Source organism: Pseudoalteromonas espejiana DSM 9414, assembly GCF_002221525.1.
Lineage (GTDB): Bacteria > Pseudomonadota > Gammaproteobacteria > Enterobacterales > Alteromonadaceae > Pseudoalteromonas > Pseudoalteromonas espejiana.
The window spans coordinates 2,098,492-2,113,326 of sequence record NZ_CP011028.1 but is presented as its reverse complement, the minus strand read 5'-3'; the positions used below and the strand labels follow the sequence as shown (position 1 = coordinate 2,113,326).

The 14,835-nt window shown below is 40.2% G+C and carries 11 protein-coding genes; 3 read left to right on the top strand and 8 right to left on the bottom strand.

Annotated features, from left to right (window positions below):
• Positions 1-9 precede the first annotated feature (9 nt).
• From PESP_RS09640 to xylB, 5 genes are read right to left on the bottom strand one after another with little or no spacing between them, the layout of a single operon-like run.
• Positions 10-999, bottom strand: a complete 990-nt coding sequence (locus PESP_RS09640) for an aldose epimerase family protein (protein ID WP_245852055.1) — start codon at positions 997-999, stop codon at positions 10-12.
• A 56-nt stretch (positions 1,000-1,055) separates the two neighbouring features.
• Positions 1,056-3,074 carry a transketolase gene (gene tkt / locus PESP_RS09635; RefSeq protein WP_089347835.1) on the bottom strand — a complete coding sequence of 673 codons (2,019 nt, stop codon included), beginning with the start codon at positions 3,072-3,074 and terminating at the stop codon, positions 1,056-1,058.
• Positions 3,075-3,131: 57 nt separating this feature from the next.
• Positions 3,132-4,070, bottom strand: a complete 939-nt coding sequence (tal, locus tag PESP_RS09630; protein ID WP_089347834.1) for a transaldolase — start codon at positions 4,068-4,070, stop codon at positions 3,132-3,134.
• A gap of 39 nt (positions 4,071-4,109) precedes the next feature.
• Positions 4,110-5,429 (bottom strand): xylose isomerase, encoded by a 1,320-nt coding sequence (gene xylA / locus PESP_RS09625; RefSeq protein WP_089347833.1) that lies wholly within the window; start codon positions 5,427-5,429, stop codon positions 4,110-4,112.
• Positions 5,430-5,459: 30 nt separating this feature from the next.
• Positions 5,460-6,917, bottom strand: a complete 1,458-nt coding sequence (gene xylB / locus PESP_RS09620) for a xylulokinase (RefSeq protein WP_089347832.1) — start codon at positions 6,915-6,917, stop codon at positions 5,460-5,462.
• A 153-nt stretch (positions 6,918-7,070) separates the two neighbouring features.
• Between xylB and PESP_RS09615 the strand changes: the two genes are divergently transcribed.
• A complete protein-coding gene (locus tag PESP_RS09615) occupies positions 7,071-8,027 on the top strand; it encodes a Gfo/Idh/MocA family protein (protein ID WP_089347831.1) in 957 nt (318 codons plus the stop codon).
• Positions 8,028-8,092: 65 nt separating this feature from the next.
• Here the strand turns inward: PESP_RS09615 and PESP_RS09610 are convergent, their stop codons facing one another.
• Positions 8,093-9,703: a glycoside hydrolase family 43 protein gene (locus PESP_RS09610; RefSeq protein ID WP_089347830.1), complete on the bottom strand. Its 1,611-nt coding sequence runs from the start codon at positions 9,701-9,703 to the stop codon at positions 8,093-8,095.
• Positions 9,704-9,913: 210 nt separating this feature from the next.
• On the opposite strand from PESP_RS09610, the gene PESP_RS09605 reads away from it, so the two are divergent.
• Complete coding sequence (locus PESP_RS09605; protein WP_089347829.1) at positions 9,914-10,954, top strand: LacI family DNA-binding transcriptional regulator; 1,041 nt, start codon at positions 9,914-9,916, stop codon at positions 10,952-10,954.
• 67 nt (positions 10,955-11,021) lie between these two features.
• The gene (locus PESP_RS09600; protein WP_371862717.1) at positions 11,022-12,425 is read left to right on the top strand and encodes a sugar porter family MFS transporter; all 1,404 of its coding nucleotides are present in this window, start codon (positions 11,022-11,024) and stop codon (positions 12,423-12,425) included.
• Positions 12,426-12,643: 218 nt separating this feature from the next.
• Here PESP_RS09600 and PESP_RS09595 read toward each other — a convergent pair whose 3' ends face one another.
• Together PESP_RS09595 and PESP_RS09590 are read right to left on the bottom strand one after the other, a co-directional pair.
• Positions 12,644-14,011, bottom strand: coding sequence for a TrkH family potassium uptake protein (locus PESP_RS09595; RefSeq protein WP_089347827.1), 1,368 nt, complete (start codon positions 14,009-14,011; stop codon positions 12,644-12,646).
• A complete protein-coding gene (locus tag PESP_RS09590) occupies positions 14,008-14,667 on the bottom strand; it encodes a potassium channel family protein (RefSeq protein ID WP_089347826.1) in 660 nt (219 codons plus the stop codon). Before PESP_RS09590 ends, PESP_RS09595 begins: the two co-directional genes overlap by 4 nt.
• Positions 14,668-14,835: the final 168 nt, after the last annotated feature.

The window sequence follows — 14,835 nt, the reverse complement described above, 5'->3', positions numbered from 1 at the left end:
GATTTATTACTAAGATTTAAAGTTAGTTAAACAGTAACTAATGTGTGTTTGCAAAGGCACTTGTGGCGTTATATAGCTAAATGGAAAGTGTGGGTTGTTAGGGCTGTCGGGGCAAAATTGCGGCTCTAGGCAAATGCCGTCGAATGCTTTAAATGGATTTTTTAAGTGATGCCCCGTGTATACCTGAATAGCAGGGTAGTTAGAAAGTACATTTAGCGCTAGTTTCTCATCAGCACTTTTAAGTGTCGCGTGTTGTTTAACCGTATGTAGGTTAAGGGTTTGCTCGATTAAAAAGTTATGATCAAGTTTATCGGTTGTATTGAGTACGCGTGCACTTGTGTAGTCAAAAGGTGTATTGGCGACAGGGAGTATTAAACCGCTAGGAATAGCGTGTGTATTTATGGGCGTATAATGTGCACCGGCTAATTTTAATACATGCCCATATGCGCTGTTATTACTACCATTTAAGTTAAAATACGGGTGCGAGGTAGGCCCAGCAATAGTTTTTTTATTACTGGTAATCGTAAATTTTATATCAAGCTTACTTTGGTCGTTATTGCTTGTTGTGAAGCTATACAACACATTAAAAGTGGTTTTACCTGGGTAACCATTGTACCCATCGGGAAGGGTAATACTTAAACTTAATGCATTTTTTTGATGGTAATCGAGCTGCCAAAATAAATCGCTTAATGCTTTTTGACCGCCGTGCAGTTGGTTACTGCCTTCGTTTTGATCAAGTATGCATACTTTATTATCAATGTGTATTTGTGCGTTGCTAATTCTGTTTGCGTATGGCCCAGCTATAGCACCTAAATAATATGGATCGCTTAAGTAGTCATTTAAATCTGGGTAGCTAAGTATAATATTGCACTTTTCATTATCAATTTGAGTAATCCAGCTGGTTAGCCTAGCACCGTAGTTAATAATTGATATGCTCTCGTTTGTTTGGTTGCTAAGGGTATATTCGACAATTGAATTTGCCATGGTTGAGTCTCGCATTTAAAAATGCGCCAAGCTTTGGGTGGCTTAGCGCATTAATTGGATAATTGAATGTATTAAGCGTTAACTTTTAATAAAGCTTTCGCGGTATTAATGACATTTTCAGGAGTGAATCCAAAATGGGCCAGTAACACGTTGCCCGGCGCCGATTCGCCAAAAGTACTCATACCAATTACTTTACCCTGTAAGCCAACATATTTAAGCCAGTAATCTTGGTGTGAGGTTTCAATTGCAATGCGCTTTACAACTGAGTTTGGTAATACACTTTGCTTGTAATCGTCTGATTGCAAATCAAACAGTGTAGTGCTTGGCATTGAAACCACACGCACGGCAACGCCTTGTTCTGTTAGCTCTTTGGCTGCTTGCATTGCTAAATCAACCTCAGAGCCTGTTGCTATTAAAATAAGCTCAGGTGCTTTAGTGCTATCGCTAAGAATATAGCCGCCTTTTTCTATGTCGTTAATTTGCTGCGGGCTACGAGACTGATGGTTAAGCCCTTGGCGACTAAATACAAGCGCAGTAGGTTGCTGCTGATTTTGTATTGCGTTTTTCCACGAAACAGCGGTTTCTACTGCATCACATGGGCGCCATGTAACTAGGTTTGGTGTCATCCGTAGGTTAGCTAGCTGCTCAATAGGTTGATGAGTTGGGCCATCTTCACCTTGGCCAATAGAGTCGTGGGTATACACAAATATATTTTGAATGCCCATAAGTGCCGACATTCTTACTGCATTACGGGCATATTCCATAAACATTAAAAATGTTGCGCCGTAATTAATAAAACCACTGTGCAATGATATGCCATTCATTATGCCGCTCATACCAAACTCGCGAACACCATAAAACAAGTAATTACCGCTGGCGTCATCTGAGGAGATACCTTTAGAGCCAGACCACAGCGTTAAGTTAGAACCGGCTAAATCGGCAGAGCCACCCAGTAACTCTGGTAAATGCGGTGCAAAGGCTTCAATGGTATTTTGCGAAGCTTTTCGGCTGGCAATGTTAGCGGCGTCTTTGTTGCACTTTGCAATATAGTCGTTTGCAATCGTTTCAAAGTTTTCAGGCAGGGTGCGATTAATGACGCGACGATCAAATTCTTTAGCAAGCTCTGGGTAACTGTTTGTGTAATCGCTAAATAATTGCTGCCATTGTTTTTGTTTTTCGTTACCGCTTTGTTTAGCGTCCCAATGGGCGTAAATATCATCGCAGATACTAAATGCTTCATTTGGTAGGTTTAAAAATTTACGTGCAGCGGTTATTTCGTCATCACCTAATGGTGAACCGTGGCAATCGTGAGAACCAGACTTATTTGGTGAGCCAAAACCAATCACAGTTTTACAACAAAGTAGGGTAGGCTTATCGCTCACTCGTTTTGCTTGTGCAATGGCGTTTGCAATTTGCTCTGGGTCGTGGCCGTCAATATCTGTGATTACGTGCCAGCCGTATGCGTCAAAGCGCTTAGCAGTGTCGTCGGTAAACCAGCCCTCAACGTGTCCGTCAATAGATATACCGTTGTCGTCCCAAAAGGCAATAAGTTTACCTAACCCCAATGTACCCGCAAGCGAGCATGCTTCATGTGATATGCCTTCCATTAAACAGCCATCACCCATAAAGCAGTATGTGTAATGATCTACAATATCAAAATTGTTTTTGTTAAATTGTGTAGCGAGCGCTTTTTCGGCAATAGCCATTCCTACCGCATTTGATACACCCGCACCAAGTGGGCCTGTTGTAGTTTCTACGCCTGGTGTGTAGCCATATTCAGGGTGGCCTGGGGTTTTTGAATGTAGTTGCCTAAAGTGTTTAAGTTCATCTATAGGTAAATCGTATCCGCTCAAATGTAATAAAGAATAAATAAGCATAGAGCCGTGACCATTGCTTAGCACAAAGCGGTCTCGGTTAGGCCATGTTGGATCGTTTGGGTTGTGATTTAAAAAGTCGTTCCATAGTACTTCTGCTATATCGGCCATGCCCATAGGTGCGCCAGGGTGGCCAGAACTAGCTTGTTGTACGGCATCCATACTGAGTGCGCGAATGGCATTTGCAAAAGGCGCACGAGAAGAAAGCTGAGTCATATATTACCTCAAATATAATTAAAAAAGCCTGCTAATAATTGGCAGGCTTGAGGGAGATTAGTTTAGTAAGTCTTCAACCAATTTAGCTAAAGTACGCTGATCTTTGGCAAAGTTACGAATACCTTCATTGAGCTTTTCGCTGGCCATTGCATCTTCGTTATGCTGCCATAAAAATTGCTCGTGGGTGAGTTTGGTGATTTGATTTCTTGGCGCTTTGGCAATGCTTGAAGCGTCAAGCTTAGTAATTAGCTCACCTTGCTGATTTTGTAAGCTATTTAATAGTGCGGGTGAAATAGTTAATAAATCACAGCCAGCCAGTTCAATTATTTCTTCTATGTTTCTAAAGCTTGCGCCCATTACCACGGTTTTATAGTCATACTTTTTATAATATTGGTAAATGCCGGTAACTGAGCGTACACCAGGGTCTTCACTTGGGGTGTACTCTTTGTTTTCAGCGGCTTTATACCAATCAAGAATTCGACCTACAAACGGTGATATAAGCGTTACATTAGCTTGTGCACAGGCAATGGCTTGAGCCATCGAAAAAAGCAGGGTTAAATTACACTTTATACCTTCTTTTTCTAATTGCTCAGCAGCTTTAATACCTTGCCATGTAGAGGCAAGTTTAATAAGCACGCGGTCTTTTGAAATACCTGCTTCTTCGTAAAGCGAAATGAGTTTTCGGCCTTTAGCAATACTTGCTTGCGTATTAAATGATAATCGCGCATCTACTTCACTTGATATACGCCCAGGTATAACTTTTAGTATTTCACAGCCAAAGTTAACAATAAGTTGGTCGCATATGTCGTCAACATTATTGCCAGCTTTGCTTATAGCGTCACTAATTAAATGTTTATACTGAGGTAATTTTGCAGCTTGTAAAATTAACGAAGGGTTAGTAGTTGCATCAATGGGTTGTAGCGCTTTAATTGACTCTACATCGCCACTATCAGCAACGACCGTTGTTACTTTTTTAAGTTGTTCTAACAAGTTCATAATGATGTACGCCCCGGCTTTTAAACCGGGGCGATGTCCTTATACGTAGCGGTTAACAATATTCTCAAGCAGCTCTTGGCGACCAGAAACTTGCTTAGGATCGATGTTGTTTTCGTGCACTAGCTCGGCAAGACTTTCAAGTGATTGCTCACCATTTAGAATGCTTTGGCCTAGGTCTTCTTTCCAACCGGCGTAACGTTTTTCAACAAAGTCAGAAAGCTCGCCACCTTCAATCATTGCTGCTGCATTGAGTAATGCTCTAGCCATCGTATCCATACCGCCAATGTGGCCAATGAATAAGTCATCACGCTCACACGATTGACGACGAAGTTTAGTGTCAAAATTAAAGCCACCCGTTGTAAAACCACCCATTTTTAAAATTTCGTAAACAACAAGCGTACACTCAGCTACATCGTTAGGGAATTGATCTGTATCCCAACCGTTTTGCATGTCGCCACGGTTAGCGTCAATACTGCCCATAATGCCTTCTGCGCAAGCAACTGCAATCTCGTGGTGGAAGCTATGACCTGCAAGTGTTGCGTGGTTTGCTTCAATGTTTACTTTAATTTCGTCTTGTAGGCCGTGCTTGTGTAAAAAGCCTGCAACTGTTGCTGTATCGTAATCGTACTGGTGCTTAGTTGGCTCTTGTGGTTTTGGCTCAATTAATAATGTGCCTTTAAAACCTATTTTTTTCTTGTGCTCTACAACCATTTTCAAAAAACGTGCGTACTGTTCGCTTTCTTGTGCGAGGTCTGTATTTAATAGCGTATCGTACCCTTCACGGCCACCCCAAAGTACGTAGTTTTCGCCGCCTAAACGATGCGTAATTTCCATTGCATGTTTAACTTGTGCTGCTGCATATGCGTATGTATTAGGATTAGGGTTTGTTGCACCACCGGCACAAAAACGTTGATTTGAGAATAAGTTAGCAGTACCCCACAGTAGTTTTACACCTGTGCGCTGCATTTCTTTTTCAATAATGTTAGCAATATGCGTTACGTTATCGTGGCTTTCTTGTAGTGTTTTACCCTCAGGGGCAATATCAACATCATGAAAACAAAAGTAAGGAACGCCCAATTTTTCATAAAATTCAAAAGCTACTTTTACTTTTTGTTCAGCTAGTTCTAATTGGTTGCCTACAGGTTGGATCCAAGGACGGTCAAACGTACCTTCACCGAAAATATCAAACCCTGTAGAACAAAAGTTATGCCAGTAACAGGCTGCAAAACGTAAATGTTCTTTCATTGTTTTGCCAAGCACTACTTTGTTTTCGTCGTAGTAACGAAATGCAAATGGGTTTTTAGAGTTTTCACCTTCAAATTTAATTTTTTCAACGTTTGTAAAAAATTGCTCGCTCATATTGTGCTCCATTAATTTTATAATAGTGTTTTAAAAGTATGTTTTTACACTTTGATAAAGTGCTTTGTATGTTGTGTATTGTTGTGCGTAAAAGTCTTGCATAACTGGGTCTGGCTCAATTGTTTGCGTTACTTTGCCGTTTACACACACTTGTTGTGCAGGGAGTTGTTCTACTCCTATTCGGGCAAGTCTTGCGGCGCCAAATGCAGGGCCAACTTCTGAGCCTTCTCGGTAAATAAGGGGGCGATTGAGTACGCTTGCTATGATTTTTCCCCACAGTGGGCTTTTAGCTCCACCACCAATAACGGTTACATCGTCAATTTGCGCGCCGGCATCAAGCAGTACTTTTTGACCATCGGCAAAGGCAAAAGCGACGCCTTCGAGTACTGCGCGGCCAAGGGCTGCTGCATCGGTATCACTGTCTAAACCAAAAAACACACCTTTGGCATCGGGGTTATTGTGTGGTGTACGTTCGCCAGTTAAATAAGGTAAAAATATCACTGAGCTTGGTTTGCTAAAGTCGCATTTGCTTACTTGTTCAAGCAAAGCACCTTCGTTTTCAAAGCCGGTTAATTTAGTGACCCAGGTTAAACAGCTTGCTGCGCTTAACACTACTGACATTTGGTGCCAGGTGTATTCAATGCAATGACAAAAGGTATGTACTGCACCTTCTGGATTAGGCAGGTATTTTTCGTTGGCAACAAAGTAAACGCCCGAAGTACCTAATGATAAAAATGCTTGTTTTGGCTTTACAACGCCCACACCAGCAGCGCCTGCGGCATTATCGCCACCGCCTGCAACAACAGGTACTTGCTCCATACCCCATTTAGCAGCGACTTCAGCAGTTAATTTGCCCGTAATTTGTGTGCCTTCAAAAAGAGTAGGCATGTTTTGCTCTGTTAAGTCACAAGCACTAAGCATTTTTTGCGACCATGCTCTTTTTTGTACGTCTAACCATAATGTACCTGCTGAGTCAGACATGTCTGATGCAAAATCGCCGGTCATTAAAAAGCGTAGGTAGTCTTTTGGTAACAATACTTTGGCTACTTTTGCAAAGTTTGCTGGCTCATGTTTTTTTAACCACACCAATTTAGGTGCAGTAAAACCAGGCATGGCTATGTTGCCAGTAATGCTACGAGAGTTAGGTTCGCGGTTTTCAAGCTCTATACATTGTGCTGCACTGCGACCGTCGTTCCATAAAATGGCGGGGCGAATAATATTATTATTTTTATCAAGCAGTGTAGCACCATGCATTTGCCCAGAAAGGCCTATCGCTTTTACTGTTTTTAGGAGCCCTGGATGAGTATTTTTAAGATCTTCGATTGCACTACACGTAGCAAGCCACCAATCTGTAGGGTTTTGTTCAGAAAAAAGCGGTGCAGGGCGTGAAACGCTCAAAGTAGCGCTAGCCTGTGCAAGTAAGGAGTCTTGTTCGTCTAAAATAATTACTTTTACACCTGAAGTGCCTAAATCGATACCAAGAAACATAAATGTTATGCTCAAATGTTGTTTTAGTGTTAGCGCTAACATTAATGATTTGATATTGTTAAGTCAAGCTAGTTTTTAAGCTATGTTTAACATTATATTTACTGAGTTAGGTGTATTAACTTAAATTTCTTTTTAAGATCATAAGGAAACACGATGAAAAAAATAAATTGGGGTATTGTTGGCTGCGGACGAATTGCGGCACAATTTTGTGAAGACTTAGCACATACAAATAATGGGGTTGCGTATGCGGTTGCAGCAAGAAGTGGGGATGATGCAACCGCTTTTGCGAGCAAGTATGGCGCGGCAAATGCTTACGAAGGGTATCAAGCATTATTTGATGATAAAAACGTTGATGTAGTTTACATTGCAACGCCGCATAATTTTCACTTTAAAAATGCCAGCGACGCTATTAAAGCAGGCAAGCATGTATTGTGTGAAAAGCCTATTACGGTGTCGGTTGATGAGTGTAAGCAGTTGTCTTTATTAGCTAAAAAGCACGACGTCTTTTTAATGGAAGCCATGTGGACATACTTTTTACCCGCAATACAAAAAGCAAAAAAATGGGTAGAGCAAGGACGAATAGGCACTATTAAACATGTTAAAGCTGACTTTGGGTACCCGGTACCTTTTAATCCCGACGGACGCGAATACAATCCAGACTTAGCGGGCGGTTGCTTACTTGATATGGGAATTTATCCGCTTGCTATTGCCAATTTTTTTTTAAATAAAGACCTTGAAAATTTACACGTAAGGGCGAATATTCGCTACAAAGGCGTAGAGGACGATGTGCTTATTAGTGCTAATTGTGGTGATGTAATGGTGAGTTTAACAACGTCATTTCAATGCCGGTTAGGGAATGGCGCGTATATTATTGGCGATAAAGGTTATATAAAAATACCCGATGCGTTTAGAGCATACGAGTGCTCTTTGTATGAGCTTGATGATTTAATTGAGCATTTTGAAGATGGCAGGCAGTCACAAGGTTACAGCTTTGAAGCTCAAGAAGTAGGTCGCTTACTGAGCGAAAATAAACGAGAGAGTGACATTATGAGCCACTCTCAAAGTTTGCTCTTACAATCGCAAATGGAACGTATTAAAGCATTATTTTAAATGAGCTTAATTAAAAGGTTGTTAAACCAGCTTTCAATCAACAAATAAACTTAACTGGCGGCGATTTATTCGCCGCTAGGTTCATCATAATTAAAAAATGAAAAGTGAGCTTCTTTATTTTGCCCCGATAAATCTTGGCACGCCATACCAACAAAGGCACCGGTAAAACACGGGCGATACCCTTGCGGTGATTGCTGCACGTAATCATCAGATAAAATACTGCCATCGAGCATTGGGCCAAACTTTATCCAGCAGTTCTCCTCAGTGGCGTAGTAAAACTGTAGCTGAGCGCCATTAAAATCAGCTTTTAAGTAAACAGGTTTGTTTATTTTAAGCAAAAGCGGTGCAACAGGCGTACTTGTTTGGTATTTATCGCAGCTAATTATATTTAAATAACGCGATTTGGTTTCATCGCCTACATCGCCGCCGCTTATATGCAAATAGTAGTAATGAGCGGTGTTGTAATAACATACTAGCCCGGCCATTTGCTGAAAACTGCTCGGCGTAAAGTCAACGCACGTGGTGCTAACAGTATGATGAGCCTGTACACGCCTGGCAATAAAACTTTGCTGATGGAATGAGCTTAAAGACTCTTTACCTACTAGGGTGAGCGATGACTTTTGAGTGTTTTTATACACCCAGCTTTTGCACATGGGTATGCGCAGCGATTGAAAATCTAAAGTCAGAGTATCTTTGCTAAAATCAATATGTGTAGGAGTTTGCAGTTGTGGGTTTAGCGTTAAGCCTTCAACGGGTACGTGGACTCTAGGGGCTTTATTTGTCTGTTTTGCATAAGGCCAGCCATCATCACACCAGATTATTTGCTCAATGCCTGTTTCACGCCCTGTAATACAGCGACCACGCTCAGACAGCGGTCTTGATGTTAAAAATACTGTATACCAGTCACCATTTTGCGTTTGAAAAAAATCCCCATGGCCACATTTTTGTAGCGTATTACCCGGCTCATGGGCTGCTGTAATAACGGGGTTATACGGGTGTACTTGGTAAGGGCCAAACACGCTTTTAGAGCGCGCAACACTAATGCAGTGCTCATACCCTGTGCCGCCTTCAGCGGTGATTAAATAGTAGTAAGCGCCGCGTTTTAAAATATGTGGGCCTTCAGTGCAACCAAGCTCTGTGCCTGTAAATATAGGTTTCACATCGCCTATTAGCTTATTGGTTTTTAGGCAAAGCTCTTGCATTACGATGCCACCAAATAGTGCATTGTTGCGATGATCAACCAGCATGTTTAGCAAATAACTTTTACCGTCATCATCGTGAAAAATAGACGGATCAAAACCGCTAGAGTTTAAGTAAGTCGCTTGTGACCAGTTACCGGTAATATCAGTGGTTGATACAAAATAGTTAGGGGTGTCTTTGTACGGGCCGTCAAAGCTTTTTACATTGGTGTATACCAAATAAAAACACCCTTTGCTGTAGCTAAGTTGCGGTGCCCAAACGCCACAAGAGTCGGGCACTCCTCGCATATCGAGTTGCTCTACGCTGTTAAGCGCTTGACCTATGACTCGCCAATTTACTAAATCGGTAGAGTGGTGAATTTGCACACCGCCAAACCATTCAAACGTTGAGGTAGCTATGTAGTAGTCGTTATTAACTCTGACAATGTTGGGATCTGGGTTAAAGCCTCTTAGAATTGGATTTTGCAGGATGTTCATACTATAGGCCTTATTAAGTTTTTTATATTATTATTTGTGAATATTATAAAGTTGTTGTTAGCGCTAACATTTTCAGTGTAGTATATTACTTTGTCAACACGTAATCACTTAAAATGCGCTGTAAACAATATCAAGCTTTACAATTATGTATAATGAAAATTAAGAAAGTTAATTATAACAATCCACTGATTGTGAGTAGGTAATAAGAATATGGCCGACCCTAAAAGAGCAAGAATACAAGATGTAGCCGAGCAGGCGGGTGTATCAATGATGACCGTTTCGCGTGTGCTTAATCAAGACAAAAAAGTAAGCGACAAAACCCGTGAAAAAGTAATGGCGGTTGTTGAACATTTAAACTACAGACCAAATGTGTCTGCGAGGCGTCTTGCTAGCACTAAGTCATTCTTTTTAGGGCTGTTGTACGATAACCCAAGTGATTCTTACATAAGCCAATTTTTGTTGGCAGCGCTTAAAAAATGCCGCGCGTTGGGCTATCACCTTGTTGTTGACGAAGCGCATACCGATATTGACAAAACAATTGAATCGGTAAAACAACTTATTGATGTTACACAGGTTGATGGAATGATTTTACTGCCTCCTATGTGCGACAACGAACAGGTTTTAGATGTACTGACAAAAGCAAATGTTCCGTTTGTAAGAATAACGCCAGATACAAAATTAAATCGCTCACCTTATATATGCATGGACGATTACCAAGCCGCGTTTGACGTTACCGAGCATTTAATAAAACAAGGGCATAGCAAAATTGCACATATTATTGGCGATACTAAACAAGGTGTAAGCCGTTTGCGTTACCAAGGTTATTTAGATGCGTTGCGCTCTAATAAAATAATAACGCCGCCTGAGTATATAGAGCAGGGCAGTTTTACGTATCAATCTGGAATGGAAGCAGCAATAAAATTACTTTCGCTTGATGATAAGCCCACAGCTATTTTCGCAGCTAACGATGATATGGCGGCTGCTGTTATCTCTATAGCTCAAAAGCAAGGTATTAATATTCCAAGCGAACTCTCGGTTGTTGGCTTTGATGACACGCAACTTGCAACCATAGTTTGGCCAAATATTTCAACCGTAAAGCAACCCATTAATGAAATGGCTGAGCTTGCGATTACCATGCTTGCGTCGGGTCAATACAACGATTTGAGCAAGGTAACTAGCTTAGACTTAAGACATATTTTAGATTTTGAATTAATAGAAAGAGACTCAAGCTCAGCCAATAAAAATAACTAAATAAACGAGTACGCACACCCTTTTGAGCTTCAAAATCTATATAAAATAACAACAACACACAATATGGATACTTATGAACGAGAAAGAAAATGTACTTTTAATAGTACTGGTTTGCTTTGTTGCGACCATTGGCGGGTTTTTATTTGGTTTTGACAGTGGCGTAATTAACGGCACTGTTGATGGGTTACAAATAGCGTTTGGCTCCAGTAGTGCGGGTACGGGATTTAACGTATCGAGCATGCTGATTGGTTGTGCCATTGGTGCATTTTGCGCCGGGCGGTTGGCTGATAAATTTGGGCGACGCCCAATCTTACTTCTTGCTGCTGCTTTATTTATTATAAGTGCTTGGGGTTCGGGTGTATCAGTCACATCCCTTGAATTTGTGATTTATCGTATTTTAGGCGGCTTAGCGGTAGGGGCTGCCTCGGTTATGACCCCAGCTTATATTAGCGAAATTGCACCCGCTCGATACAGGGGCACGCTCTCTACACTTCAGCAAGTGGCTATTATTTTTGGTTTGTTTAGCGCATTTGTGAGTAACTACTTTTTAGCCAATACTGCTGGTGGTTCTACGGCTATATTTTGGCTCGACTTTGAAACATGGCGTTGGATGTTTTGGGTTGAGTTATTACCTGCATGCTTGTTTTTAATCGCTTTATTTTTTATTCCCGAAAGCCCTCGATACTTAATTATGGCTGGTAAAAAAGACGCTGCTACACGGGTGTTATCGTCATTATATGGTGATAAAACTGCCGCTCACAAATTAAGTGAAATAGCACAGTCGCTTGCTGCCGATAGACACCAACCTAAATTATCTGATCTTATTGATAAACCTAAAAAAAGTTTACGCCCCATCGTTTGGATAGGAATTGGCTTAGCGACATTTCAGCAATTAGTAGGCATTAACGTTGTTTTTTACTACGGCGCGGTACTTTGGCAAGCCGCAGGTTTTACTGAGTCTGATGCGCTACTCATTAATATAATAAGCGGCTTTGTAAGTATTTTAGCGGTGTTTATTACCATGTATTTTATAGACAAAATTGGCAGAAAACCTTTTTTGTTAACCGGCTCTATAGGTATGACAGTGACGCTATCGGTTATTGTTTATGCCTTTTTAAATGCAGATATTGGCCCAACCGGTAACTTAGAATTAGGAGAGCAGGGCATAGTTGCTTTAATTGCCGCTAACGCGTACGTGTTCTTTTTTAACCTATCGTGGGGCCCTGTAATGTGGGTTATGTTAGGCGAAATGTTCCCTAACCAAATTCGCGGTTCAGGCCTTGCAGTTACCGGTTTTGCCCAGTGGATAGCTAACTTTTTAATTACCTGGTCGTTCCCTGTAATGCTAACCGGTATAGGTTTAGCAGGTGCGTATGGTTTCTACGCATTTTGCGCGTGTGTTTCAGTAATATTTGTATTTAAGTTTTTAAACGAAACTAAAGGCAAAGAGCTTGAACAAATGAAAGGGTAAATATTATTCCTTTAATAAGCGCTAAAACTATTGTAATGGTTTGGCGCTTATTTTATTTGTTTTCATACCTACAATGAAAAATAGTGCTTATATTCATCTTTATTTTTCTATAAAAGACTCCCAATAGATAAAGCCATATTTAGGAGTCGTTAATTTTCTAGCTTGCACCGCAATAAAACCTTACATAAATTATGCCCGCTAAGTTGGTTTAATAATAGTTACCCTATTTGTATGGTTGTTTTTGCAAACTTAAGAGGTTGTAATTTAGGTCTTGCAAAACAATATGCAAATGTCAGTGGGCCTACTCTGCCAATCAGCATAAGTAAAATTATTATTAGCTGGCTTGGTATACTTAAATTACTAGTAAAATCACGAGATAGACCTACAGTGCTCAATGCCGAAATTACTTCAAAAGTAATATCTAAAAGTGACGCTTGCTCAATTTTACTCATAATCATGATGCTCAAAAAAGCCGTAAATAAATACAAAATTACAACGCTTAGTGCTTTTATCACAAGTTTGTCGCTTAGCTCTCGGTTAAGTACGGTTACCTGTGGTTTTTGGCGCAGATAGCTATACATAGCAAGTATCAAAATAACAAAAGTTCCAATTTTAATACCGCTTGCTGTACTTACCGAACCACCACCTATTACCATTAATAACAATGTAAGTAATGTTGAGTCGGAAGTTAGCTGGCTAATAGGTAAAGTATTAAAGCCTGCAGTACGCGGTGTTACTGCTTGAAACCAGGCTGCAATTACTTGCTCGTTAAAAGGTAGGTTGGCCAGTGTGGCTGGATTTGAATATTCAAATAAAAAAATAAGAAAAAATGCACAGCAATTAATTACAGCACTCGCAATTAATACAATACGTGTATTGATTGCTAATTTATGCCAGCGACGTTGTTGATATATATCTATTAAAACGGTAAACCCTAAACCACCGATTATAAATAATGCACTGATAATAAGATTAACAGATATATCACTTTTAAAAGTCATTAAGCTATTACTGTCTAGCGCAAACCCGGCATTATTAAAAGCCGAAATAGTATAAAATAGACTTTGGTAGGCGCTACCCGCAATACCATAGTCATCTATCCAGCTAATAAAAAATAAGCAAAATGCTATAGTTTGAATTATTAGCGAGTAAGTTATTACACATTTAGCTACATGGATCACTCCATTTAAATCGCTTGTATCGAATGCTTGGCTTGCAAGTAGACGTTGTTTTAAGCCTAAATTTTTACCAATACTTAAAAACGAAATAACGGCTACGGTCATAAAGCCGATTCCTCCAATTTGAATAAGCACCATCACAACACATTGCCCAAATGTGGTTAGTGCAGTACCTGTATCAATAACAACTAAGCCTGTTACTGTAACCGCAGAGGATGCAGTAAAAAAAGCTTGAATAAAGCTAAGCGATTCAACACTTGCAAAAGGTAATAGTAATAAGCAAGTGCCGAAAATAATGAGTGTAAAAAAAACAGCAGTTAAAATTAAAGGGGGATTAACAGGCCTTTTGAAATTATTTAAACGGCGATTAAATTGCTTTGGAAGTACGTTTGCTTGCCAGTTGATCATAAGGCTTTAAACCGTTTGGTAAGTTTTGTTAAATAATGCTTGGAGCCTAGTAATACAAGGCTATCACCATGGCGTAACTCGGTGTCGAGTGTTAGGTCTGTATTAAAGTTGTCATCTCGGCGTAAGGTAAGTGGCTTTATGTCTGAGTTACGCTCTTTTAAAAGCCAGCCAATATTGCGCCCTGATAAATGTAAATCTATGGCAAGCTCAACAATAAATGTAGATTGTGTAAGCGCAAAGTACTGGCTAACCATAGGGTAGTTAAGTGCATGGGCGACTCTTACACCCATTTCTTCTTCTGGGTGAATAATACGGGATACGCCAAGTTTGCTTAAAATTTGATGGTGGCTTTTAGAGCACGCTTTAACCCATATTTGTTTAACACCAAGGTTTTTTAAATGCAGCACGCATAGAATACTCGCTTCTATATTTTCACCAATTGCAACTAATACAGCTTGGCAGCTAGTTAAGTCGAGTCGAGCAAGTTGTGTTTCATCACTAGCATCTAAAATGACGGTGTAATTTAACTGATTAGCAAACGCGTTAATGGTGCCTTCGCTTATATCGGCTGCGCAAACGTGATGCCCCTGATTAGCAAGCTCAAGCGAGGCGGTTACACCAAAACTACCTAATCCAATTACTGCAAACTGTGCCATGTGTGTTCCTATTGAAAAAATACGACATAGCAAAGACTATGAGATTTTAAAAAATAGTCACCCCATAACAACTAAGCTTTATAAACATTTAACACTAGAGCCAAAAATCTTTATAAAAACTTTATACACAATATATTAAAAAGCAGTAACCTATAAAAAGAGAATTTT

Bases quoted from the DNA above. Each gene is read 5' to 3' on its own strand.
- PESP_RS09640 (WP_245852055.1), bottom strand. From the start codon at position 999: ATGCGAGACTCAACCATGGCAAATTCAATTGTCGAATATACCCTTAGC.
- tkt (WP_089347835.1), bottom strand. From the start codon at position 3,074: ATGACTCAGCTTTCTTCTCGTGCGCCTTTTGCAAATGCCATTCGCGCA.
- tal (WP_089347834.1), bottom strand. From the start codon at position 4,070: ATGAACTTGTTAGAACAACTTAAAAAAGTAACAACGGTCGTTGCTGAT.
- xylA (WP_089347833.1), bottom strand. From the start codon at position 5,429: ATGAGCGAGCAATTTTTTACAAACGTTGAAAAAATTAAATTTGAAGGT.
- xylB (WP_089347832.1), bottom strand. From the start codon at position 6,917: ATGTTTCTTGGTATCGATTTAGGCACTTCAGGTGTAAAAGTAATTATT.
- PESP_RS09615 (WP_089347831.1), top strand. From the start codon at position 7,071: ATGAAAAAAATAAATTGGGGTATTGTTGGCTGCGGACGAATTGCGGCA.
- PESP_RS09610 (WP_089347830.1), bottom strand. From the start codon at position 9,703: ATGAACATCCTGCAAAATCCAATTCTAAGAGGCTTTAACCCAGATCCC.
- PESP_RS09605 (WP_089347829.1), top strand. From the start codon at position 9,914: ATGGCCGACCCTAAAAGAGCAAGAATACAAGATGTAGCCGAGCAGGCG.
- PESP_RS09595 (WP_089347827.1), bottom strand. From the start codon at position 14,011: ATGATCAACTGGCAAGCAAACGTACTTCCAAAGCAATTTAATCGCCGT.
- PESP_RS09590 (WP_089347826.1), bottom strand. From the start codon at position 14,667: ATGGCACAGTTTGCAGTAATTGGATTAGGTAGTTTTGGTGTAACCGCC.